Genomic DNA, 22,336 nt, shown 5'->3' on the forward strand with positions numbered 1-22,336 from the left:
ATGCGGCGGCCAGTTTCGGCGTCCGTGAGCATTTTATAATTCAATTCGACGTTAAATACCTTTTCACCGAACACATGGAGGAAGCGCCGATCCTGCGGCCGCATCGAGCGCCATGCCACGCCGTTATGCGGTACGATGTCTGCAAATGTGCGTATCATACGGCAGCCTCCTCGTCTCGATATTTCACCATTGCCTGGCAAAGGCAATTGCCGTTGTATCCCGGTGCGCCGAGCGGCTGATAGCCCTCGCGGATTAAGTTCTGCGCGGCCTCCTCAATGCAGAGGCCTTGCACGATGCGATAGTCGATGACTTTCATTCAGTTTTCCTTGCCGGTTTTTTCACCGGTCTTTTTGGTTTTATTTTCAACCGCCGTCGAAACGGTGATTTGATTTTCTAACATTGCCCGCGCCAATAGCAAACGCAAGACATAGCTTTTCGAGCAAGCCAAACGCCGCGCCTGCTGCGTGAGGAATGCCCGTTGTTCATCGCCGATGCAAAAGCGTTCGATTTTGTCTAGCATAGTTCACCTTGAAAAATTCGTGTTTTCATGGCATAATTATAACCATGAACAAACCAACCAGCAATTCTAAAAATACACGTGTTACTAGAAAAAAAGCACAGCGCGGAAAAATCATCCGCACCGATGAAATCGATTTTAAATACGAATATCAAAACGGTAGAAACGTGCGCCGCGAGATCATTACTCCGGGTAATATTTCAAAAATGAAGTGTGCCAATTGCAATGAGTTTATTAATTTTACCGATAAAGACAATCCCCGAAATATGAAATTTTGTCCGCGATGTAGGGTGAAAATAAAGACGTTCGATGAACAGAAAAAAGATTATTTCGACAGGATAAACAACACGCAAAAAAAATGCGCTGTTTGCGAACGTGCTATACCCGGAACCTTTGTCCAAAACGAATCATCTAAAAAAATATATATTCCTTTCAAAATTGTAAAAAAGATAACGTTTCGGGGCGGGCGTACAAAAATATCGACATGTAGTCCTGCATGCCGTAAAAAAAAGCATGATATGTCAATACGGCGTCAACAGAAAAGCAAGCAAGCATAAAATTTCCGTAAATTACAACGTTTTTCATGCAAGGTCAACCGATTTCTAATCTGTCAACCGCATTTTTTCACGGGATTCGCGCTCTCGTTTTCGTCCTCGCTCTCGTCCGGCAGCTGTTCGAATTGTGCCAATATATTCGGCATGGCGCAATGGTCCGCACACGCGATATATTGCCGCTGCACCTCAGCGAACATTTCCAATTCGGCATAGATTTTCCCGGTAGTGATATGCCGATATGTCGGCCTATGCGTTTTCATAAATCGCCCTCGATTTTCGGATTGTGCCGCGTGGTGAATACTTCGCCCTGCTTGTCGAAACGAATGCCGCCGGGATTGGTGTTCTCAAAGCCCCGTCCGTAATAATGACGATACCCCGCCCGGCGCTTGGCATGAACACCTACCGGCACTACGACGACATGCCCGCCGCCTTTCCCTTTCATGACTTTGGCGTATGCACGTTCATCCTCGGTGCGGACCACACCGGCGATTTTCTTCGCTTCGCCTCGCGGCAGATCGTCCCGGTCGCTCACGGCCATATATACAGTCCGCTTTTCAAGCCCGGCACTCAGCTTTTTGACGTAGTGGTATGACAGGTGCAAATCATCGGCAAGCCGCCGCATATTTCGGAAATAGTGATGCATGAGCGCGCCCTGTACTATCGCCTTTTTAAATTCGGCGAGCGAGTGCATGCTGTGATCGGCAAGCTTTATGTAATCCCGTTCGATGCCCGCGCCGTACAGCTTTTCTAAAAGCACCTGGTCGCTGTGCGGAATAACGCTCAGTTCATCGTGATAGATGCACGTGTCATATAGTGCGCACTTTTTTTCGAGGCGAGAGCGCAGCTTGTGCTTGTCGTTCGAATAATCCAGCGCCGCCTTTTCGCTCAATAGCACGGCGATCTGAGATACAACCGCCCTGCCGGCACAATACCGCGCAACAAGCTTGACAATCCAATACCGCCACCACGCATCGCTATCTTTTACGTAATTTTTTATAACACGTAGACTTATTTTCATGCTTGACCACTCCTGTAGTGCACCGTTGCGCCGCTCTCGGCGGCTGCACGGCGCCACATTAAATTTAAATTCCGCCACTTATAGCAGTGTTTTTTTATCCGCACATGAGCATGCCGATTGCCGATACACACGCTCCGCCACTTTCTTCCCGGCCTGTCGGCCCGATATGGCGTGTGCATCGGAGAGCGTAACCAGAAAGCCGCATCGATCGTGACCGCGTGCGAATTTCCCGTTGACGCCCCATTGACATTGTTGTGCGATTTTAAGAAGCGTTAAGCAACGCAAAGCGAAATGCCGCTTCCTAAACTGTTGATTTTTAAACGAATCAAAGATATTCTATGCGTTGTAAAGCAATCTAACGCGGACAAGTGTCCGGGAACGACTGTAAATCTGTCGGCTCCGGTCTTCGCAGGTTCAAATCCTGCCCTGTCCACATACCCGCCAGATGCGCCAAGGAGGGAGTCCCTCATGGAAACGATCAGAAAAGGGAATTACGTCATCCTCGTCGTCGATACCGACCTTGTCGCCGACGATGCCATCATGACGTTCAAGGCAAAGCTCACCGATATCATCGCCACCGACGAAAAGGACATCATCCTCGATTTCGGGAATGTACGCGCCGTGTCGAGCAGCGGCATAGGGAAGATACTTCTTCTCTATAAAAAACTGAAAGAGAAAAAAGGATCGATGGGTTTCGTCAATCTGCACCCGCAGATAGCCGAACTCTTCGATAAGCTCATGTTCCTCGACCTCTTTACGGTCTATGCATCCGCCAACGACATACCCGCCCGCTAATCGTTCACCACGATAGGACCGTCGGTCTTTCCGTCGATGAACTGACGGAGGAACGGGTCCTCCGTCCGCTGCAGTTCTTCCGAGGTGCCGCCCTCGATGATGCGCCCCTCATTGAGCATATAGACGCGGTCCGCCACGCGGAACACGCTCGTAATATCATGCGTAATGACGATGCTCGTTACACCGAGCTCGTTCTTCATCTTGACTATAAGATCATCGATGACACGCGACATGATGGGGTCAAGCCCCGTCGTCGGCTCATCGTAGAGGAGTATCTCGGGATCGAGCGCTATCGCACGGGCCAGGCCCACGCGCTTACGCATGCCGCCGGAAAGATCGGCCACCGATTTCTCCTCGATGCCGGGAAGTCCCACGGAATGCAGAACATTGCTCGCTTTCTCGCGCATCTCATCCTCGGTCCTGCCCCCGATATTGCGCAGGCCGAACGTTACGTTCTCATAGACATTGAGAGAATCGAAGAGCGCCGCTCCCTGGAAAACCATCCCGAATTTCTTCCGTATACGCCCGAGACCATCCTCGCCCATGGCGGTGATGGATTCACCGTCGACAAGGATATCGCCGCTGTCGGGCTTGAGCAGACCGAGAATATGCTTGAGCAGCACGCTTTTCCCGCATCCTGAACGGCCTATCACGACCACCGTCTCTCCCTTCGGGACGGTCAGGGTCGCGCCGCGCAGCACTTCATGCGGACCGAAACGCTTGTAGAGATCGCTGATTTCTATCACCTATGTCTCCTTCGTCATGGTATGGTCAAGGGAATATTTTGTCAATGCAGTGGTCCAGCACTATATAATGCATGCCCAAAAATATCACGAAAGAGAATAGAACCACTGAGGGCACAGAGAAAAATATCGTACAATTCAAAAAACATATATACATATTCCACCCTGCTTCTATCTCTGTATTCTCTGCATTTCTCTCCGTGATCTCTGTGGTTTCCTTTTCCTTATGTGAGGAATTGGACAAACGAGGCGGATTGACAAAATCCCTCCCGCGTGCTACCGTAGTAAGGATTGATGGAGGACACATGGACCGCATCATCTGCGCGCTTGACTGCAACACACTTGACGAAGTGAAACGCACGGTCGATACGCTCGGCAAAAATGTTTCCTGGTATAAGGTCGGGCTGCAGCTTTATCTCAGCGCCGGCAGCACAACGGTCTCATATCTCAAATCGATAGGGAAGAACGTTTTCCTCGACCTCAAATTCTTCGATATACCGAACACCGTCGGCCATGCGGTCGCGAACGCCTGCTCGCTCGGTGCCGATATGATGACGATACATGCGCTCGGCGGAAAAGCCATGGTCGCCGCTGCGGCGCAGTCGATACAGAAAGCGAATGCGAAGACGACGCTCCTTGCGGTAACGATACTCACGAGCGTCGATGAAGCGACGCTTACAGGCGATATGGGACTGACACCGCCGATAGAACAGAACGTCACGAGGCTGGCAGCCATGGCCGTCGGGGCGGGGGCGACCGGCATAGTCTGTTCACCGTTCGAGATAGCGTCCGTACGAAAAGCGGTCGGCACGGGACCGCGGATAGTCACTCCCGGGGTGCGCATGCCGGGGGAAAGCGCGCATGATCAGAAGCGTGTAGCCACACCCATGCAGGCGTTTGCCGACGGATGCGATTTTGTCGTCATGGGACGCTCATTGACTACGGCCGCAGACCCTGCCGCCGTCGTACGCGTGATAGAAGGCTGATCACCCTACTCACCCTTGACCTTTATGTCCTTCGACCTGGTATTGATGTCATCGACCGTGTTGTTTATCTTCTGAACGCGGCTCATTATCGCATCGTATGCGGATTTCAGGTCATCATTGAACCGCGTCGGTGTCGGTCGCGACACGACAATGCTCGCATCGACCGTCGTTACTATCGTTTCAGAACCGGGACGGAATCGCGGGTCCAATTTCACGCGGACGATGTCTCCCTTTCCCATGGAGTTCTTGTAGGATACGACATATGCATACTCCCCCCCTCTATCGGTGGAGAAATATCCCTCCCAGCCGTCGGTATTTATCGGCGCACCGAGATTGACCGGCGGCGACCATCGACGCCAGGTATCGTCGAGTCTCTTCGTCATGAAGATATCATAATTGCCATTGCGATCGCTCGCAAAATAGAGCGTCCGTCCGTCAGCGGCAAAGAACGGCGTGATGTCGTTGAATTCGGAATTGACCGTTGACCCGAGGTTGCGCGGTGCCGTCCATTCGCTGTTGCTCAAATGACTGACGTATAACTCAAAGCGTGCTTCCTCTTCACTGAAGATGGACAACAGAAGTGTCACCCCGTCGGCGGCAAGGAATGCCGTCGGCACCCGTTTCGTGGATACTGCGAGCACATCGGCGGTCGACGAGGCCCCGGCGGACGATAGCAGCGCATCATAGGAACGTATCGGCAGTTTGACCGGCCTGCCCCAGCCGCCTTCATTTGTAGAGCGTGTTATCAGTGAAAATCCCGCCCCGTCGAAACCGGACGAAGTCTCCGAACCGCTGATGAGTATCGATCTTCCGTCGGCCGTCATGCCGTGCATCATGTTCACGCCCGACCGCAGATTGAACGGCGCAGGCATATCGATGGCCCGTTCCCATCCTTGCGCGCTGCGCTGGGACATCATGATGCGGTATGACGTGCTCGTGCGATTATCATCGCGGTTCCCGCGTATGAAATACAGCGTTTTTCCATCGGGGCTGATGACCGGTGCAAGCTCATCGTAGCGCGTATTGATGGCCTCGCCGAGGTTCTCCATCGGCTGCTGGGCAAAGCATGGGAATATGCTTACTATGAGAAGCAACGCTCTTTTCATATCACCGTCTTCGCAGCGTTTTTATCAATACTGTAATAATGCGGTATCGATGGAAAGTCAACCGATCTCCCGGTCACTCCCATTATCGGCATCGCTACAGCACTATCCTGTCGGCAGGCGTAGTGTTTATCGATGCCCCGCCGTTCTTCGTCACAATGACCATGTTCTCGATGCGGATACCGCCCGTCCCCGGTATATACACGCCCGGCTCTATGGTCACCACGCTCCCCCCCTTGAGCGCTGCAATACCGCCGCGTTCGGAGACGGTCGGCGCCTCATGTATCTCCACACCGACACCATGGCCGAGCCCATGCCCGAAATAGGCGCCGAGCTTGTGCGCTGCAAGCACGGAGCGGGCCGCTGCATCGACATCGGCGGCACGTGCATTGGTCGCTGCTGCGGCTATGCCTGCTTCCTGTGCCTCACGGACAGCATCATATAGTTTCGCGAGCTTCGCATATGATCTCCCTTTTCCGAAGAAGAACGTCCTCGTGGTATCCGTGCAGTACCCGTTGCGCCGCATGCCGAAATCGATGAGCACCATGTCGCCGCGGGTAAGACGGGCGTCCGACGGCACGCCGTGCGGCATCGAGGTACGCACGCCGAAGAGCACTATCGTCTCGAACGACGACGCATCCCCGCCCTCGGAGCGCATGCGGTAGTCGAGTTCCGCGGCGAGCTCTTTTTCGGTCATATCTTCCTTCACGAACGCGAGCGTTCTTGTGAACGCTGTTTCCGCCAAAAGGAGATTCTCCTTTATCAGCGCACGTTCTGCATTGTCCTTCACTTCACGGAATTGCTTGATACAGTCATCTACGAACGCAACGGCAATGCCGGGCGTACAGGCCTCGGTGAACGATTCACCGCTTCGTATCGACACCCCGTTATCGAGCGATACTTTCCCGACACCGTTCCCGGAGAGGAAACGCGCGATACCGACGTCGTAATCGCCGGAAATAAGAACGGCCTTCGCCGAGGGCACGGTCGCTGCTGCATGCTCGTAATATCGGGCGTCGACGAAAAGAAAGGCGCCGTCACGGGTGATGAGCAGTCTCCCGGCGCTCCCGGAAAATCCGGTGAGATAGAAGATATGATGATGATCGGTCACAAGGAGCGGGAGTTCGCATACGCCGCGAACCTTTTCTATCCGTTCATTGTGCATGATCGCCGTCCTGTCCCTGCTGGTTCACTTTGCGGGCACGGGCGGGATATCGGACGGGACCTTTATGACAGCGGCCTTCGAGTTGATATCATCGACCGATGTGTTTATCGACTTGACCTTTCGCATCATCTCGTCGTAGGCGGATTTCATATCGTCATTGAAGGTGAACGCTGGCCGCGCCACCGTCGCGGTCGTCGTCGATACGATGCGCGGCGCTTCAATGACGATGGGCGCTGACGTCGGCGCCTTGGGCCGCATCTGTTCGGTCATCTTCACTCGTACGATATCTCCCCGGCCGTAGCTGTTCTTATACGATACGACATAGCCGTACTCGCCTTTCGCATCGATGGAAAAGTACGCCTCCCAGCCGGTCGTATTGATCGGCGGACCGACACTGACCGGGGGGGACCAGCGGCGCCATGAATTGTCAAGACGCCGGCTCATGAAAATATCGAAGTTGCCGTCCCTGTCGCTCGCAAAATAGAGCGTCTGCCCGTCGGCAGCGAGGAACGGGGTGATCTCCTCGGAATCCGAATTTATCATGAGACCGAGCGATCGCGGGCGAGAGAATGAATTATTGCTCCACGTACTCACAAAAAGGTCATTGCCGTATTCTTCCTGCTCCTTGTAGGAAATGATGAGCGTACGTCCGTCATTCCAGAGGAAGGCTGTGTTCTTCTGCCGCTGACCGCCGCTTAATCCGGCTATCATGAGATAGCTCGTCGCCTGCTGCCAGGAAAAACTGTCGATCTTGACTTCCTGCGGCTTGCTCCATACACCGCCGACATTCTCCACAAGCGAGCACCCCGGGCCGCGATAATTACCGTTGGAATAGGAGCCGAGGACAAGGAGCTTTTTTCCGTCCGGGGTAGCACTGAACACGGCATTGTAGGGCTGCGTGTTGAACGGGAACGGCATCTCCTCCGCCTGCATCCAGCCGCTCGAAAGCAGCCGCGAGGAGAATATCTTGTATGCCGTACTCGGGCTCGCGGCATCGGCCCGGTCGCCGCGTATGAAGAACAGTGTCTTCCCGTCGTATGAAATGACCGGCGCCAATTCGTCGAACGCCGTGTTGATGTTCACACCGAGGTTCTCGATCTGTGCGAACGCCGCTATGGAGAGCGCCAATATCATGGAGAACGCATATTTCATTGCTTTTCCGCTGTGCACCTGCAGGCCATCATCATGCCATAAGTGTAGTCAATTCCCATGGCTCTGTCAACGCGTCACATGTCCTTATCATTTTCGGCGTTTCCGGGTCGAAAATTGACCGCTATCCGCTTCTATCCGATGTCGGCTATTGCGGAAATAAGGGCGTCATTCTCTCGGCGAGCGCCTATGGTGATGCGTACAAAGTCCTTAAGGCGCGGAACAGGGAAATGCCTGATGAATATACCCCTTTCCTTGAGCGATAGATACAGCTCGCGGGCCGAACGCGCCGGCGGTTTGGCAAGTATGAAATTCGAACGGGACGGCAGCACGGCGAAACCCCGGCGGACGAGGATGTCCGTCATGCGTGAACGCTCGGCACAGACAACGGCGGCGTTCTTTTCCATGTATGCGTAATCGTCAATGGCGGCAGCGGCGGCTATCTGCGAAAGGATATTGAGATTATAGGAGTCTTTCACCCGGTACAAGCCCTCGATAAGTGACGCGGATGCGAACGCATACCCGATGCGCATACCGCACAGCGAGAACGATTTCGAGAACGTCCGCGTTACGATGAGGTTCTTCGCCTTCGCGATAAGCGGCAGAAGCGATGTACCCTCCCCGGCAAAGTCGATATACGCCTCATCGATGACGACAAGCCCGCGGAAACGCGTTATGAACCCGGCAAGCCGCTCATACCCGATAAGGATGCCCGTTTGTGCGTTCGGATTGGCAATGAAGGCTGTCGATGTGCTCTTATTCGGGATGGCATCGAGGTCGATGGTGAGGTCCGGGAGCGTCGGTATCACCCTGCAGGGAACACTGAAGCGCATCGCGAGCGTCCGGTAGAGCGTATACGTCGGATCGGTTATCACGGCGAGATGTTTCGGCGATGCGAACGCGTTGAAGATATCGGCGAGTATCTCGTCCGAACCGTTGCCGGCATACACGTTCTCACGGGCGACGCCATAGCGTGCGGCGATCTTCCCGCAGAGCATATCGGCATTGGGCGGCGGATAGAGCCGAAGGCGCCTGGGGTCGAAGGAGCGTATCGCTCGTACCGCCTTCGGCGACGGCGCGAACGGGCTTTCGTTCGTATTGAGCTTTATCACCTGTCCCGTTACGGCGGGCTGCTCACCCGGCACATACGGCGGAAGTTTTTTCAGCATCGTATTCCAGAATTTCATCGCAGATCCTTATCGATACCGTTCTCAGTGTAGCGGCAAATCACAGGCAAGTCAAGCGATAATCCGCCCAACTTCTCACATAAAGTTAAAGAGAAACCACGGAGAAAAGGCTGAGAAAGCACAGAGAGGAGTTGAACATTTTCACCCGAAAGGTGAATACTGCTGCGCATTATCCTCCATATCTTTTCATTGTATTCTCTTTCATTCTCTCTGCGCCCTCTGTGGTTTTATTTTCTTACGTGACAATTCGGGGGCCCTGCGATGCGGTTAGATGAATTGCAGAAGCTCGACAAGTATGGTATAGTGCGAGCATGGCACTTCGAACATCCATCTGTGCGCTCTTGTCCGCAGCCGTGCTCCTCGCTTATCAGCCGCACTCGCCTGTCGCCGAGACGAATTTCATGACCATCGGCTTGGAAGCAGCGTATGGCGAATACCGCGGCTTCTTCGTAAGCGGAACGACCTATGTTCCCTACACCTATCTGGGGCAAAGCGATTCATCCTTCATGCACGTGCACATCAGCGGGATACCGAGCGTCCGCATAGCACCATTCAGGCATCTGGAAGCAAAACTCGAGCTTCCGATAAAATACACCTTCGAGCGCTATGAACACACCGCCGTAAGCTACAGTTCGAATATCATCTTTATCGAGCTTGAATCCGTACGATTGTCGATGAAATATACGCTTATCGACTGGTATCTCTCCGCAGCCCTGTCCCTCGCCTGCGATATTCCGGTGCACTCTACTGCCATGTTCGACGGCAACCGAACGGTGAACGATGCCCTCAATGTCACCGGCGGCGTGCTTGGCGGCGTCATACCGCGTGTGATACCGATCAACCTGTACGTCGGGCTTTACGGACGGACAAAACCCGGCTTAAGCGACAAATATCTCGCAACGGCCGTGCTTGAGTGGGTCACATCGCCTATTGCCGCGATATCACTCGGTGTGCGCAATGACAACAATTGGACGTTCAATTCCAGCGTCGGCAGCTTCGTCGAGCTCTTCGTCGATGTCGGCATCAATTTCAGCGACCGCATACACTGCCACACCGGCTTCTCGAAAAAGCTCGAAGGCATCGTTACGGCGGACGATCGGGTATTCTCGCTCAGGTTCTACTACGATATCTTCTGAGAGTACTACTTCTTCTCGAGCGCATGCTTTATCTTTTCAAATATCCATTTCGACTTGTCAACGAGCACGGCACAGATAAGTATCGACAATGAGGCGAAGAAGACTATCAACGTGATGGCCGCATATGTCTTGGCGCTCCAGGAAAGGGCATGCAGGCAATGCTTGACGAATGACGCGCGTGCCGTACGCACTTCGGAGAACGACACCTTTATCGTGCACAGTTCGTTCTCTTCCGCATAGTCGCCGAGCGTCACGCCGAGGGACTGTATCTGATTCTCCACTTCGAGTATCTGCTTTTCCAGATCGATGAATTCCTTCACCGTACCGCCCTTCCCTTTCAGCGCCATGAGCGAGGTATGCATCGCGAGGAGCGCCCTGCGTTTCGCGCTCGTTTCCTTGAACTCGCTCGTGCGGTCGAATTTATTGACCTCGAACGAGACCACGGTGCCGATCTTCCGGACATCCTCAACCATGGAGTCGAAACGCTCGGGGAGCACGCCGATGGACAGCGAAAGAAAACGCGAACCCTTCAATCCTGAGTTCTGCTCGAACTGGACGACGGCATTGTACGTTGCGATGTTCGTACGCATCTCGCGTTCATTGCGGTCAAAGTCGGACGTATGGCTTGCTATCGATGCAACGCGCTCATATTTCTGATCGATGTTGACGAATGATACATCGGCACTTTCTTTTTTTATCTGCTTCTTGTACGTGGCGATATTTCGCTTGGATGAATAGCCGCCCGATGACCCTTCCGGGGCGTTCATGGCGTTCTGCTGATACTCCTGCTGCACGGCACGGCCGTAGGTCCGGCCGCTCGAGTTGTAGGTATAGCGGAGCTCCCCCGACGCATAGCTGTAGATGAGCCGAAGCGCAGAGAACAACACGAACACGCCGGCATAGATGATAAGACCTGTGATGATCTTCTTACGCATGATCTCCTCCGTTCGTTGACAAAATAGACGCTCCGCCATACTATACGTCACCGCAATGAAAAAACAAGGGAAGATGATGTTCCGATCGACGACCATTTGCGCTGTCAGGCGTGATACACGGGTAGCCGTTGCCGGCGACGGCCAGGTGACCATGGGGAATACCGTGGTAAAGAACGGCGCAGTGAAGATACGAAAGCTTCACAAGGGCGCGGTAGTAAGCGGCTTTGCCGGGGCCACCGCCGATGCATTCACGCTGTTCGAGAAATTCGAAGGCAAGCTCGAGGAATATAACGGGGATATCACCCGTTCGGCCGTCGAACTCGCGCGTGATTGGCGCACCGACAGGATGCTCCGCCGCCTTGAGGCGCTGCTCCTCGTGGCGAACCGCGAGAAGATACTCCTCATCTCGGGCAGCGGCGACGTGATCGAACCCGACGACGATGTGCTCACGATAGGCAGCGGCGGCATGTACGCAAAAGCGGCAGCGGTGGCGCTCCTGGGGCACACAACGCTCAGCGCGGAAGAAATAGCGAAGCGCTCCCTCGAGATAGCATCGGAGATATGCATTTATACGAATAAGAACATCACCGTCGAGGTGCTGTCGTGAGCACCGACGGGCTTACACCGCGCGAGATAGTCAAAGCGCTCGATACCTATATCATCGGTCAGGAAGCGGCGAAAAAGTCGGTGGCGATAGCGCTCCGCAACCGCTGGCGCAGAAAGAAAGTGCCTCCGGAAATGCGCGATGAAGTGGCGCCGAAGAACATCATCATGATGGGCCCCACCGGCTGCGGCAAGACCGAGATAGCGCGCCGATTGGCGAAGCTCGTCAATGCGCCGTTCATCAAGGTGGAAGCGACGAAATATACCGAGGTCGGCTATGTCGGCCGCGACGTGGAATCGATGGTGCGCGATCTCGTCAACATCGCCATCAACGATGTGCGCTCCATCATGCTGAAGGACGTCGAGGCGAAAGCGAAGGAAATGGCCGAGGACCGCCTGCTGGAACTTATCATCCCGTCGCTCAAACAGGAGAACGACGGCGCCGCTGCGAATGAATTGCCCGAAGAAGCGGAGAAAAAGCGCATTGTCCGCGAACAGCTCCGTGCCGATCTCAAGGCCGGCAAGTATGAAAGCACCGTCGTCGAGATAAAGGTCAAGAACCAGCGCACGCCCATGGTGGAGATAATGCCGGGCATGAACCCCGAGGATATGGAAGCGTTCCAGTCCATGATCGGATCCATCGCCCCGCAGCGAAAAAAGACGAAGCACATGACGGTCGGTGAAGCACGGGACCATATCATCGAAGAGCTTTCCGAATCGCTCATCGATATGGATAAGGTCGTCGCCACCGCGCTTGAGAACGTACAGTCGATGGGGATAATCTTCCTTGACGAGATAGACAAGATCGCATCCCCCGGGCGTGCGGACAGCCATGACGTTGCGCGCCACGGCGTTCAGCGGGACCTTCTGCCCATCGTAGAGGGAACGAGCGTTACCACACGCTACGGCGTGGTGAAGACCGATCATATACTGTTCATCGCCGCCGGTGCGTTCCATCACACGAAGCCCTCGGACCTCATCCCGGAGCTGCAGGGGCGCTTCCCCATACGCGTCGAACTGAAGGCGCTCACGCAGGACGATTTCAGGCAGATACTCACCCAGCCGAAGAACGCGATAACCCGGCAGTATGCGGAGCTCTTAAAGACAGAGTCGGTGAAAATATCGTACGCTGATGAGGCCATCGACTATATCGCCGCGCTCGCGTTCGAGGTGAACAGCAACACCGAGAATATCGGCGCTCGAAGGCTGTCGACGATAATGGAAAAGATACTCGAGGAACTTTCGTTCGATGCGGATGCGAACGCGGGAAAGAACATCACCATTGATAAGGCTTATTGCCAGGAACGGCTGAAGGATATCGTGACGAACAAGGATCTGAGCAGATATATTCTGTAGGATGATCCGCAGGCGGGGTCACGCGACCACGCCTCCGGATTAAAAAAGCTATTCTATCGCCGCTGCCCAATCCACCGTCTTCCACCGCAGACCATATTTATTGAGGTCGTCCATCATAGGATCGGGATCGAGCTCTTCCATGTTGAGCACGCCCGCTTTTTTCCATACGCCCTGAAGCATGAGCTTAGCGCCTATCATCGCCGGAACGCCGGTGGTATATGATATCGCCTGCGCCTCCACTTCACGGTAGCATTCCGCGTGATCGCAGACATTATAGATGAATTTGCGCAGCGCCTGTCCGTTCTTGACGCCTTCGATGACGCAGCCGATGCAGGTCTTGCCCGTATAGTTCTCAGCGAGCGAACCCGGGTCCGGGAGCACCGCCTTGAGGAATTGCAGCGGCACGATCTCCCTGCCCTGATACATGACCGGATCGATGCGCGTCATACCGACGTTCTCCAGCACGCGCAGGTGCGTGAGATACTGCTCGCCGAACGTCATCCAGAAGCGAATACGCTTAAGCCCCTTGATGTTCTTCGCGAGCGATTCCAATTCCTCGTGGTACATGAGGAACATCTTCTTAACGCCTACTTCGGGGAAATCGAAATCCCGGCTGACAGAGAGCGGATCGGTGAGCTTCCATTCACCGCCCTCGAAATAGCGGCCTTTTGCCGTGACCTCGCGGATATTGATCTCGGGATTGAAATTGGTGGCGAACGCCTTGCCGTGGCTCCCGGCATTACAGTCCACGATGTCCACCGAATGTATCTCATCAAAATAATGCTTCTGCGCATACGCGCAGTAGACATTGGATACGCCCGGGTCAAAGCCGCTGCCGAGCAGCGCCATTATCTTTTTCTGCTTGAATTTCGAGCGATACGCCCATTGCCATTTATACTCGAATTTCGCCTTGTCTTTCGGCTCATAATTCGCCGTATCGAGATAATCGACACCTGTTTTGAGGCAGGCTTCCATGATGGACAGGTCCTGATACGGGAGCGCGATATTGATGACGAGGGACGGTTTGTACTTCCTGATGAGCGCCGCCACTGCGGTGGGCGTGTCGGCATCGACCGCTGCCGTCGTGATGGTACGACCGTAGCGTTTTTTCACGCGAGCGGCGATCGCATCGCATTTCTTCTTCGTACGTGATGCGAGAACGATACGCCCGAACACGTCGGGAAGCGATGCGCATTTCTGCGTCGTAACATTGCTTACGCCGCCGGCACCGATGATAAGCACCGTATCCATAACGCCGCCCTCCTCGCGCTCAAATCGTTGTAAAACACCGTCCAATTCTGCCGAAGACAGGAGTTGAACCTGCAAGAGCATTACACTCAACAGACCCTGAATCTGCCGCGTCTGCCAGTTCCGCCACTTCGGCGATATCGTACGTTACTGCACGGATGATACCAGATTTAACCGTCTTGTCAAGAATTTTCCCGAAAAAAAGCCGACATCAATCGCATTTCGAATAACCGCAGGTACGGCACTTCATGCATCCCTCGGAGCGTTCGAGCACACCGCCGCACTCGGGGCATCCGCCGACAGCCGCTTTTACCGATACCGGCATCGCCTCCGCGTCACCCCGCTCGCTCATATGCACCTTGATATCCTTTATCTCGACGCCGCGCTCCTCGCGCCCGCGCAGATAGATATCAAGTGCACGCCCGATGGCATCCGGACATGACAATATCATCTCGCCGTCCTCCCAGATGGGCGACGTACAGCGTATACCGCGAAGCTGTTTTACCACGGAATTCACATCGATGCCGCTCCGGAGCGCAAGCGATATCATGCGGCTCACGCCTTCCGCCTGGCTTGATGCGCAGCCGCCGGATTTTCCTATCGTCGCGAAAAGCTCGCAGAGCCCGTGCTCGTCCTCATTTATCGTAACATAGAGATTGCCGCACGCGGTGGGTATCTTCTGCGTTGAGCCGAACGTGCGCTTCGGGCGCTCACGCGGCTTGATGTGCCCGGCCACGACTATCTCATGGTCGACCTTCACATCCTCACCCTTGCCTTTGTTCACCTCGCCGATATTAAGGACTTGATTCTCGCGCGAGCCGTCACGATACACGGTGACACCTTTACATCCGAGTGAATAGGAAAGGAGATACGCTTCTTTCACATCATCGACGGTGGCGTTCTTCGGGAAATTTATCGTCTTTGATACGGCATTGTCAGTGAATGCCTGGAACGCCGCCTGTAACCGTATGTGCCATTCGGGGGTGATATCATGCGAGGTGCGGAATATCATGCGCCATTTCTCCGGCACTTCGGAGAGCGACTGTACGCTGCCCGCCTTGGCGACTTTCTTCATCAGGTCGTCGGTGTAAAAGCCCTCGCGCTTGGCTATCATCTCGAATACGGGATTGACCTCGAGCATTTCAGTACCATCAAGCACATTGCGTATGAAGGCGAGCCCGAACACCGGCTCGATGCCGCTCGATGCCGCCGCGATGATGCTTATCGTCCCCGTCGGTGCAATGGTCGTTGTCGTCGCATTGCGTATCTGCCGCTTGCCCTTGTATATGCTCTTCCCGTGGTTCGGGAATACGCCGCGCGTCTTCGCGAGCTCATCGCTTTTTACCTTACTTTCCTTCTGGATGAATTCCATCACTTCGCGGGCTATCTTCTCCGCTTCGGCACTGTCATACGGTATTGCAAGGAGATAGAGCATGTCGGCAAATCCCATGACGCCAAGGCCTATCTTCCTGTTCGCCTTCACGAGCGCATCGATCTCGGGGAGCGGATACTTGCTCATATCGATGACATTGTCGAGGAAGTGTACCGATGTGTGAACGGTCTTTTTCAGACCGTCGTAGTCTACCGCGCCATCCTTCACGAAAAGCGCAAGGTTCACCGATCCGAGATTGCATGCCTCGTAGGGAAGCAAAGGCTGCTCGCCGCAGGGGTTCGTGCTTTCTATGGCACCCACTTCCGGCGTGGGGTTATACGCATTGATGCGATCGATGAATACAACGCCAGGCTCCCCGTTCTGCCAGGCGAGCTGCGTCATGAGATTGAACACATCGGTAGCGTTCTCCTCGCGCGCGGCCTGCTTTGTCCGTGGATTGATCACCGTATAGGAAGTTCCTTCGCGCACCGCTTTCATGAACGCATCGGTGACGGCAACGGAGAGATTGAAATTCGTAAGTTCTTTCGTATCCGATTTCGACGATATGAATTCCAAGATGTCCGGATGGTCCACACGGAGGATGCCCATATTCGCACCCCGGCGTGTACCGCCCTGTTTGATGACCTCGGTGGCGGCATTGAACACTTTCATGAAGGAAAGCGGACCGCTCGATACGCCCGACGTCGAACGGACATTATCATTGCGGGGGCGAAGCCGCGAGAAGGAATACCCCGTTCCCCCGCCGGATTTATGTATGAGCGCTGCATGCTTAATGCTTTCGAATATCTGCTCCATGGAATCTTCTACGGGAAGCACAAAGCACGCCGCAAGCTGCTGCAGATCGCGCCCGGCGTTCATGAGCGTCGGGGAATTGGGCATGAATGCACGGCTCGCCATGAGATCATAGAATACATCCGCGGTCGCGTTCACGTCGGCTTTGCCATAGAGCTTGTCCGCTTCAGCGATGTTCTTCGCCACGCGCATAAGCATATCGGTCGGCGTCTCCAGGGGTTTGCCGTCATCATCTTTTTTGAGATATCGTTTTGCGAGCACGTGCTCCGCGTTCGATGACAGCGCTATGGTTTGTTTCATTTACTTCCCCACCGTGGCGTTATGTTAAGTAGTGCATCGTAATGTAATGTTTTTCACTTTGTTTGTCAAGCACCTGCCGGCATTTTCTCTTGACAAATCGCCGATTGGCGGTACTATAACGCCTGTCGACGCGATCATCTCAGGGGGAGCGTATGTCCGCAAAGAAAAAAACGACCTCATTCACGACAGTCCCGCCGCCGCCGGTCTATAACGAGAAAAAAACATCCTCAAAAGTCCCCATTATCGTTGCCCTTGTCATCGCGGCGATCATCGGCATACTTGTGGTAAAAGCCTGCGGCTGTTCCGGCATAAGCGATGCGGACAAGAAGATGATAGAATTCTACAAAGATCGCATCAAACGATATCCGACAGACCCAAAGCATCACTATGACCTTTCAGACCTCTACCGCAAGATCGGCATGCTCAAGGAATCGAACGACGAATATGACGCAGCCGAACGCCTGAAACGTGATTCGGACGATAAGGACAGACGCCGCGAAGAAGACAAATTAAGGAAGCTTCTCGGGAACCGTCCGCCGGACAGTGTAGATAACAATACACGCACGCGCTACGAAGACGAGAAAGAAAAGGAAAGAAAGCGAAAACTCGAAGAAGAAGCGAAGAAGAACGAGGCGGGCAAACGCAAGCTTGCCGCTCAGAAGCTCGTTGAAGAAGCACGCTCGCTCATCGATAAGGGAAAGCGTGATGAAGCGCGCAAAAAACTCAACGAAGCGCAGAAGCTCGATGACCGAAACCCGTCAGTCTATACGCTCCTCGGGGAACTCGATCTTGCCGCCGGCGATTTCGATTCCGCCGGCAAGAACAGCAAAAAGGCCCTGGAGATAGATCCCGACAATGCCGATGCGCACTACAATCTCGGCGAGGTCAACCGCAATCTCGGCTTCGACGATGACGCGGTCAATGAATACAAGAAGGCGCTCATCACCAATCCGAACCATTTCGACGCGCTCTTCAAGCTCGGCAATATGTACTACCGCAAGGGCATGTACGCAAAAGCGGCCGAGGCGTATACCGGGGCGCTGCGCATCAAACCCAAACACGTCGGGGCGCTCTATAATCTCGGCAACGCATACAACAAGCTCGGGCGCTCGGGGGATGCCATCGCAAGCTATCAAAAATCCGTAGACAACAGCGCAAAATCCGATCCGGTCGTCTTCCTTGCCTACAAGCAGATGGGAAGCGTGTATTACAATGCCGGTAATTTCGATGATGCACTCTCCGCATCGCGCAAGGCACTGGCAATAAAAGAAGCCGCCGATGTGCATGTCATCATCGGCACATGCTATGAGGCGCAGAAAAAGATAGAGGATGCGAAAGCGAGCTATAAAAGGTCCATCGATATCAAAGCGAACTTCGATGCGTACTATTATCTGGGAAGGCTGCTCTACAATGACCGGCATTACGAGAATGCGCTCTCCAGTTTCGCCAATGCCGCGAAGATGAACCCGAAAAGTTCGGAGGCGCTTCTCATGCAGGGCCGAACCTACCTCAAAATGGGTGATCGCGACAAGGCGAAGGGCGTGCTCGAGCAGGCGGTATCGATAGCACCTGACAGCGCAGGCGCATATACGGAGCTTGCCGATGTATACCGGCGCGAGGACAATTACACCAAGGCGATAGAGGTCGTCAAGACCGCACTCAAATATCAGCCGGACTCGCTGCCCGCTCATAACGCCTTGGGTCTTATCTATATCGATTCAAAGGATTATGACAATGCGGCATCGACGCTCAAGAACGCGATAGCGATAAATCCGGCATACGCGGACACGCATTTCAATCTCGCGACCGTCTACTACAAGACGAAGGCGTACAACGATGCGCTTGACGAGCTTACCCGCGTCGTCAAGATCAATCCGCGGTATGCCGAAGCGTATGAAATGCTCGGGGCCATCTACTTCGATGTGAAAAGCGATAAGGTAAAGGCGCTTGAGTACTATGAGAAAGTGCTTGAGGTGGAGCCGAATTATCGGAACAAGGCGGCGGTGCAGAAGAATATCGGTCAGCTGAAACAGTAGAAATCTCCGCGCTTCGGCAGGCTCAGCGGAGTGCCGCGCCGCTCAACGGCCCCGTTGACTGATAATACGACACCACGATGGCCCCACCAGTCGATGAAATGACGCTTTGTCTCACTGACACCTGCATGTTGTTCACAGGCACCTGTGCAAAGAGCTCACGGGCATCCTCAAATATTCATTCATCATCAAAAATATCTCTGTCTTTTCTCCCCAACAACATTTTTTCTTGAGCGAAGCGGCGGGGCGTTCCTGAGCGAGCCTTGCTGTGCGAGCAGATAATACAAGGGCCGATGAAACGATGCCGTTCCGAGAATTCAAAAAAACGCAAATAAGTTCCTGCGAGTTCAAGGCGAGCGAAGGAATGCCCCGCCGCGTAGCCACAAAAAAATGCCCTATCCTATCCGGTGCGGCGCCGCAGGCAAAAAACCCCTACATCGAGAACTGCTCCCCGAGATAGAACTTCCGCGCAAGCGGGTTATTGACGATCTTATCCGAGCGCCCCTCGACCATTATCTTCCCGCGATTGATGACGTAGGCGCGGTCGGTTATCGAGAGCGTTTCGCGCACATTATGATCGGTAATGAGTATCCCTAAGCCGTGATGCTTGAGCTTTTTGATTATCGATTGGATATCGAATACAGCGATGGGATCGACGCCGGCGAACGGCTCATCGAGAAGGAGGAAATCCGGTTCGGTGGCAAGTGCGCGAGCTATCTCCGCCCGCCGCCGCTCACCGCCGGATAATGTGAACGCCTTCTGGAAACGAACGTGCGTAATATCGAGCTCTTTGAGGATGTAGTCGGTACGCTCTTCGCGTTCGTTCTCCGGCATATCGGTGAACTCGAGCACGGCAAGTATGTTCTCCTCGACGGTGAGCTTGCGGAATATCGACGCCTCCTGCGGGAGATAGCCGATACCCTTGCGTGCGCGCTCATGCATGGGAAGCGCGGTGATATCCTCATTGTCGAGGAGTATGCGCCCGCTGCTTGCGCGGATAAAGCCGACCGTGATGTAAAAGCTCGTGGTCTTTCCCGCACCGTTGGGACCGAGCAGCCCCACCACCTCGCCCTGTTTCACCTGATACGACACATCATCGACCACGGTCTTCGCCCCGTACGATTTTGCAACGTTCTCTATCTTGAGCTCACGCACCATCGATCCGGTGTTCTTCTTTCCCGCCGGCATTATTCCATCTCCTCTTTCGTACTTTCTCGTGCGCCATAGGCCGTGATGATGCTCCCGCCGGGTATCCGTGCATTGCGCGGGACGATGACACCGGCGAGCACGGCGGCCGCATCGTCCTTGCCCGGCGCACCTTTGCATGCGGCCCCGATATGCGCGTTCTCATGCACGGTCTTTCCCGATTTCTGTGCCGACGCATCGTTCTCGCCGATGACGGCGTTCACGATCGATGCACCGCGCGCTATGACATTACCGGGGAGTATTATCGAATTGACCACCGATGCGCCCTTTTCTATGACGACATGCCCCGCGATGACCGACGATGATACGTCCCCGCCGATGCGGTCGCTGTCGGCCACTATCGTACGCTCCACGTTCGCGCTCCGCTCGATATGTGATTCCGGCTCATGCACTATCCATGTCGCGATCTCGCGGCTGGTATATGCATAGATGTTCTGGAAATGCGGTATACGGTCGATGACGGCACGGTAATACTGATATACCGACGATGGGCGTGCTCCGAAGAAGCCCTTCGGTACGACAGCGTTGGCGGCGCCGAATTCACGTTCGAGCGGCGGCACGAGCGCATCGATGACGTTGCCGCTCGGGAGTTCCTGGCGGTACATCTTCTTCATCGCGTCCGAGAAGAGCCGCTGTGAGAGCGATACGGCATAGCGCTCCTTCCCTTGCGCAATGAGGTTCACTTTGCGTTCGGCGTGAGCGGACCGCACCGCCTTTATATCGAAGTACGCAGGCGCGTCGGCGGAGACGATGAGCACACGCGCAGCCGACCTGTCATGGAACGCCTGCATGAGCGCGCTGCAGATATTGCGTTCCGCATAGTAGCGCACACCGCGGGCACGCCAGCCGCCGGAGCAGTATTCCGCCACGACAGAACTGCTCGTACCGTCGATGACCGATACGGCATCCGCCTTTGCAAGAACGGCATTATTGAGCGCATAATCGATGAAGCGCATCCTCCCGCCGAACGGGAGCATGGGCATGCCGCCGAAGGCGAGTTTCGACAGCATGGAATTATCCAGGCCGGCGCAGATGAATACCGCGAGCGTATCCGCCATGCTAAGAGCCCCACAGCGCGCGGATATTTTCATGATACGGCGGACGGAGCACACCGTCCTCGGTGATGATGCCGGTGATATGCTCGGCCGGGGCAACATCGAAGGCGGGGTTATACACGGCAATGCCGTCCGGCGCTATCTGCCTGCCGCCCCAATGCGTTATCTCTTTCGCGTCGCGCTCCTCAATGGGAATGGCATCGCCCGAAGTGATGGAAAGGTCGAACGTCGACCGCGGTGCTGCGATGTAAAAAGGGATGCGGTGATGTTTCGCGAGCACCGAGAGACCGTAGGTACCGACCTTATTCGCAGAATCCCCGTTACCCGCCACCCGGTCGGCGCCGGTGATGACCTTGGTTACCCCTTTGGTCTTCATCACAATACCGGCCATGCCGTCGGTAATGAGCGTGACATCGATACCGTTCTTCGATAATTCATAGGTGGTGAGGCGCGCGCCCTGCAACAGCGGCCGGGTCTCAAGGGAATATACCTTCACGCGTTTGCCCTGTTCTTTCGCCATATAGATGCATGCGAGCGCGCTGCCGATACCTGCAGTGGCGAGCGACCCCGCATTGCATATCGTCATTATCACATCGCCGTCGGCAATGAGCGCCGCCCCTGCGATGCCGAGTTTTCTGCCGAGCGTCATATCCTCATCTGCGATGCGGTCCGCTTCGGCGCGCATGGCATCGATAAGGACACCATTCTCCGTGCCTGTATACCCGTTCACCACGGCACGCTGCCGGTCCAATGCAAAGAAGAGATTCACCGCCGTAGGGCGCGTTGCGGCGAGTTCGTCTATGGCTGCGAGTATCGATCTCCTGCATTCGGCGAACGGCTTTGCGCTGAACTGATACGCTGCGACCACGGCACCGTATCCTGCCGCCACGCCGATCGCGGGTGCCCCGCGGACCTTGAGCTGTCGTATCGCCGTGCATACTGCCCGATAATCGTCATACGCATCGACGACATATTCCATCGGCAGCTTCGTCTGATCTATGAAAAAAAGTTTTTCGTCCTTGAACGTAATGAGCCGATCCATGCGGGCGTTTCCTTGCCTCT

The 22,336-nt window shown here is 54.6% G+C and carries 21 protein-coding genes and 1 tRNA gene; 7 read left to right on the forward strand and 15 right to left on the reverse strand.

Annotated features, from left to right (window positions below; translation table 11 throughout):
* Positions 1–154 precede the first annotated feature (154 nt).
* Positions 155–316, reverse strand: coding sequence for a hypothetical protein (locus AABZ39_07560; GenBank protein MEK6794616.1), 162 nt, complete (start codon positions 314–316; stop codon positions 155–157).
* Positions 317–520: a hypothetical protein gene (locus AABZ39_07565; protein ID MEK6794617.1), complete on the reverse strand. Its 204-nt coding sequence runs from the start codon at positions 518–520 to the stop codon at positions 317–319. It lies immediately after the preceding gene.
* A 44-nt stretch (positions 521–564) separates the two neighbouring features.
* On the opposite strand from AABZ39_07565, the gene AABZ39_07570 reads away from it, so the two are divergent.
* Positions 565–1,074 carry a hypothetical protein gene (locus tag AABZ39_07570; GenBank protein MEK6794618.1) on the forward strand — a complete coding sequence of 170 codons (510 nt, stop codon included), beginning with the start codon at positions 565–567 and terminating at the stop codon, positions 1,072–1,074.
* A 253-nt stretch (positions 1,075–1,327) separates the two neighbouring features.
* Here the strand turns inward: AABZ39_07570 and AABZ39_07575 are convergent, their stop codons facing one another.
* Entirely contained in the window at positions 1,328–2,089 is a 762-nt protein-coding gene (locus tag AABZ39_07575; protein MEK6794619.1) for a hypothetical protein, read from the reverse strand.
* A gap of 468 nt (positions 2,090–2,557) precedes the next feature.
* On the opposite strand from AABZ39_07575, the gene AABZ39_07580 reads away from it, so the two are divergent.
* Positions 2,558–2,884: an STAS domain-containing protein gene (locus AABZ39_07580; protein ID MEK6794620.1), complete on the forward strand. Its 327-nt coding sequence runs from the start codon at positions 2,558–2,560 to the stop codon at positions 2,882–2,884.
* Here the strand turns inward: AABZ39_07580 and AABZ39_07585 are convergent.
* Entirely contained in the window at positions 2,881–3,630 is a 750-nt protein-coding gene (locus AABZ39_07585; GenBank protein MEK6794621.1) for an ABC transporter ATP-binding protein, read from the reverse strand. The genes AABZ39_07580 and AABZ39_07585 overlap by 4 nt on opposite strands.
* 302 nt (positions 3,631–3,932) lie before the next feature.
* On the opposite strand from AABZ39_07585, the gene pyrF reads away from it, so the two are divergent.
* The gene (pyrF, locus tag AABZ39_07590; protein MEK6794622.1) at positions 3,933–4,613 is read left to right on the forward strand and encodes an orotidine-5'-phosphate decarboxylase; all 681 of its coding nucleotides are present in this window, start codon (positions 3,933–3,935) and stop codon (positions 4,611–4,613) included.
* 5 nt (positions 4,614–4,618) lie between these two features.
* Here the strand turns inward: pyrF and AABZ39_07595 are convergent, their stop codons facing one another.
* The 4 genes from AABZ39_07595 to hisC all read right to left on the reverse strand — a co-directional run bounded on the left by AABZ39_07595 (position 4,619) and on the right by hisC (position 9,217).
* Positions 4,619–5,719, reverse strand: a complete 1,101-nt coding sequence (locus AABZ39_07595) for a hypothetical protein (GenBank protein ID MEK6794623.1) — start codon at positions 5,717–5,719, stop codon at positions 4,619–4,621.
* A gap of 94 nt (positions 5,720–5,813) precedes the next feature.
* A complete protein-coding gene (locus tag AABZ39_07600; protein MEK6794624.1) occupies positions 5,814–6,881 on the reverse strand; it encodes a Xaa-Pro peptidase family protein in 1,068 nt (355 codons plus the stop codon).
* Between the two features lie 24 nt (positions 6,882–6,905).
* Complete coding sequence (locus tag AABZ39_07605) at positions 6,906–8,033, reverse strand: hypothetical protein (GenBank protein MEK6794625.1); 1,128 nt, start codon at positions 8,031–8,033, stop codon at positions 6,906–6,908.
* A gap of 131 nt (positions 8,034–8,164) precedes the next feature.
* Entirely contained in the window at positions 8,165–9,217 is a 1,053-nt protein-coding gene (gene hisC, locus AABZ39_07610; GenBank protein ID MEK6794626.1) for a histidinol-phosphate transaminase, read from the reverse strand.
* Between the two features lie 311 nt (positions 9,218–9,528).
* Here hisC and AABZ39_07615 point away from each other — a divergent pair, with 311 nt between their 5' ends.
* Positions 9,529–10,353 (forward strand): hypothetical protein, encoded by an 825-nt coding sequence (locus AABZ39_07615; GenBank protein ID MEK6794627.1) that lies wholly within the window; start codon positions 9,529–9,531, stop codon positions 10,351–10,353.
* A gap of 5 nt (positions 10,354–10,358) precedes the next feature.
* Here the strand turns inward: AABZ39_07615 and AABZ39_07620 are convergent, their stop codons facing one another.
* Positions 10,359–11,288: a DUF4349 domain-containing protein gene (locus AABZ39_07620; GenBank protein MEK6794628.1), complete on the reverse strand. Its 930-nt coding sequence runs from the start codon at positions 11,286–11,288 to the stop codon at positions 10,359–10,361.
* A gap of 76 nt (positions 11,289–11,364) precedes the next feature.
* Here AABZ39_07620 and hslV point away from each other — a divergent pair, with 76 nt between their 5' ends.
* Entirely contained in the window at positions 11,365–11,895 is a 531-nt protein-coding gene (gene hslV / locus AABZ39_07625) for an ATP-dependent protease subunit HslV (protein MEK6794629.1), read from the forward strand.
* Complete coding sequence (hslU, locus tag AABZ39_07630) at positions 11,892–13,247, forward strand: ATP-dependent protease ATPase subunit HslU (GenBank protein MEK6794630.1); 1,356 nt, start codon at positions 11,892–11,894, stop codon at positions 13,245–13,247. The genes hslV and hslU overlap by 4 nt, the downstream gene beginning before the upstream one ends.
* A gap of 48 nt (positions 13,248–13,295) precedes the next feature.
* Here the strand turns inward: hslU and AABZ39_07635 are convergent, their stop codons facing one another.
* The 3 genes from AABZ39_07635 to AABZ39_07645 form a co-directional block, all read right to left on the reverse strand.
* A complete protein-coding gene (locus AABZ39_07635; GenBank protein MEK6794631.1) occupies positions 13,296–14,498 on the reverse strand; it encodes a saccharopine dehydrogenase family protein in 1,203 nt (400 codons plus the stop codon).
* A 48-nt stretch (positions 14,499–14,546) separates the two neighbouring features.
* Positions 14,547–14,631: transfer RNA gene (locus tag AABZ39_07640), tRNA-Leu, on the reverse strand.
* A 75-nt stretch (positions 14,632–14,706) separates the two neighbouring features.
* On the reverse strand, positions 14,707–16,968 hold the full coding sequence (locus tag AABZ39_07645) for a vitamin B12-dependent ribonucleotide reductase (GenBank protein ID MEK6794632.1): 2,262 nt from the start codon (positions 16,966–16,968) through the stop codon (positions 14,707–14,709).
* 164 nt (positions 16,969–17,132) lie between these two features.
* Between AABZ39_07645 and AABZ39_07650 the strand changes: the two genes are divergently transcribed.
* Positions 17,133–19,016 carry a tetratricopeptide repeat protein gene (locus AABZ39_07650; protein ID MEK6794633.1) on the forward strand — a complete coding sequence of 628 codons (1,884 nt, stop codon included), beginning with the start codon at positions 17,133–17,135 and terminating at the stop codon, positions 19,014–19,016.
* Positions 19,017–19,445: 429 nt separating this feature from the next.
* Here AABZ39_07650 and lptB read toward each other — a convergent pair whose 3' ends face one another.
* The 3 genes from lptB to mtnA are packed head-to-tail and all read right to left on the reverse strand — an operon-like array spanning position 19,446 to position 22,316.
* Positions 19,446–20,201 (reverse strand): LPS export ABC transporter ATP-binding protein, encoded by a 756-nt coding sequence (lptB, locus tag AABZ39_07655; GenBank protein MEK6794634.1) that lies wholly within the window; start codon positions 20,199–20,201, stop codon positions 19,446–19,448.
* Entirely contained in the window at positions 20,201–21,277 is a 1,077-nt protein-coding gene (locus AABZ39_07660; protein ID MEK6794635.1) for a hypothetical protein, read from the reverse strand. The genes lptB and AABZ39_07660 overlap by 1 nt, the downstream gene beginning before the upstream one ends.
* Position 21,278: 1 nt before the next feature.
* Positions 21,279–22,316, reverse strand: coding sequence for an S-methyl-5-thioribose-1-phosphate isomerase (mtnA, locus tag AABZ39_07665; protein MEK6794636.1), 1,038 nt, complete (start codon positions 22,314–22,316; stop codon positions 21,279–21,281).
* Between the last annotated feature and the right edge of the window lie 20 nt (positions 22,317–22,336).

The sequence above is a fragment of the Spirochaetota bacterium genome, assembly GCA_038043445.1.
Classification (GTDB): Bacteria; Spirochaetota; Brachyspiria; order Brachyspirales; family JACRPF01; genus JBBTBY01.

What these genes read in the sequence shown, in the direction of transcription:
- AABZ39_07560 (MEK6794616.1), bottom strand. Translation starts at nt 316, where the DNA reads ATGAAAGTCATCGACTATCGCATCGTGCAAGGCCTCTGCATTGAGGAG.
- AABZ39_07565 (MEK6794617.1), bottom strand. Translation starts at nt 520, where the DNA reads ATGCTAGACAAAATCGAACGCTTTTGCATCGGCGATGAACAACGGGCA.
- AABZ39_07570 (MEK6794618.1), top strand. Translation starts at nt 565, where the DNA reads ATGAACAAACCAACCAGCAATTCTAAAAATACACGTGTTACTAGAAAA.
- AABZ39_07575 (MEK6794619.1), bottom strand. Translation starts at nt 2,089, where the DNA reads ATGAAAATAAGTCTACGTGTTATAAAAAATTACGTAAAAGATAGCGAT.
- AABZ39_07580 (MEK6794620.1), top strand. Translation starts at nt 2,558, where the DNA reads ATGGAAACGATCAGAAAAGGGAATTACGTCATCCTCGTCGTCGATACC.
- pyrF (MEK6794622.1), top strand. Translation starts at nt 3,933, where the DNA reads ATGGACCGCATCATCTGCGCGCTTGACTGCAACACACTTGACGAAGTG.
- AABZ39_07595 (MEK6794623.1), bottom strand. Translation starts at nt 5,719, where the DNA reads ATGAAAAGAGCGTTGCTTCTCATAGTAAGCATATTCCCATGCTTTGCC.
- AABZ39_07600 (MEK6794624.1), bottom strand. Translation starts at nt 6,881, where the DNA reads ATGCACAATGAACGGATAGAAAAGGTTCGCGGCGTATGCGAACTCCCG.
- AABZ39_07605 (MEK6794625.1), bottom strand. Translation starts at nt 8,033, where the DNA reads ATGAAATATGCGTTCTCCATGATATTGGCGCTCTCCATAGCGGCGTTC.
- hisC (MEK6794626.1), bottom strand. Translation starts at nt 9,217, where the DNA reads ATGAAATTCTGGAATACGATGCTGAAAAAACTTCCGCCGTATGTGCCG.
- AABZ39_07615 (MEK6794627.1), top strand. Translation starts at nt 9,529, where the DNA reads ATGGCACTTCGAACATCCATCTGTGCGCTCTTGTCCGCAGCCGTGCTC.
- AABZ39_07620 (MEK6794628.1), bottom strand. Translation starts at nt 11,288, where the DNA reads ATGCGTAAGAAGATCATCACAGGTCTTATCATCTATGCCGGCGTGTTC.
- hslV (MEK6794629.1), top strand. Translation starts at nt 11,365, where the DNA reads ATGTTCCGATCGACGACCATTTGCGCTGTCAGGCGTGATACACGGGTA.
- AABZ39_07635 (MEK6794631.1), bottom strand. Translation starts at nt 14,498, where the DNA reads ATGGATACGGTGCTTATCATCGGTGCCGGCGGCGTAAGCAATGTTACG.
- AABZ39_07650 (MEK6794633.1), top strand. Translation starts at nt 17,133, where the DNA reads ATGTCCGCAAAGAAAAAAACGACCTCATTCACGACAGTCCCGCCGCCG.
- lptB (MEK6794634.1), bottom strand. Translation starts at nt 20,201, where the DNA reads ATGCCGGCGGGAAAGAAGAACACCGGATCGATGGTGCGTGAGCTCAAG.
- AABZ39_07660 (MEK6794635.1), bottom strand. Translation starts at nt 21,277, where the DNA reads ATGGCGGATACGCTCGCGGTATTCATCTGCGCCGGCCTGGATAATTCC.
- mtnA (MEK6794636.1), bottom strand. Translation starts at nt 22,316, where the DNA reads ATGGATCGGCTCATTACGTTCAAGGACGAAAAACTTTTTTTCATAGAT.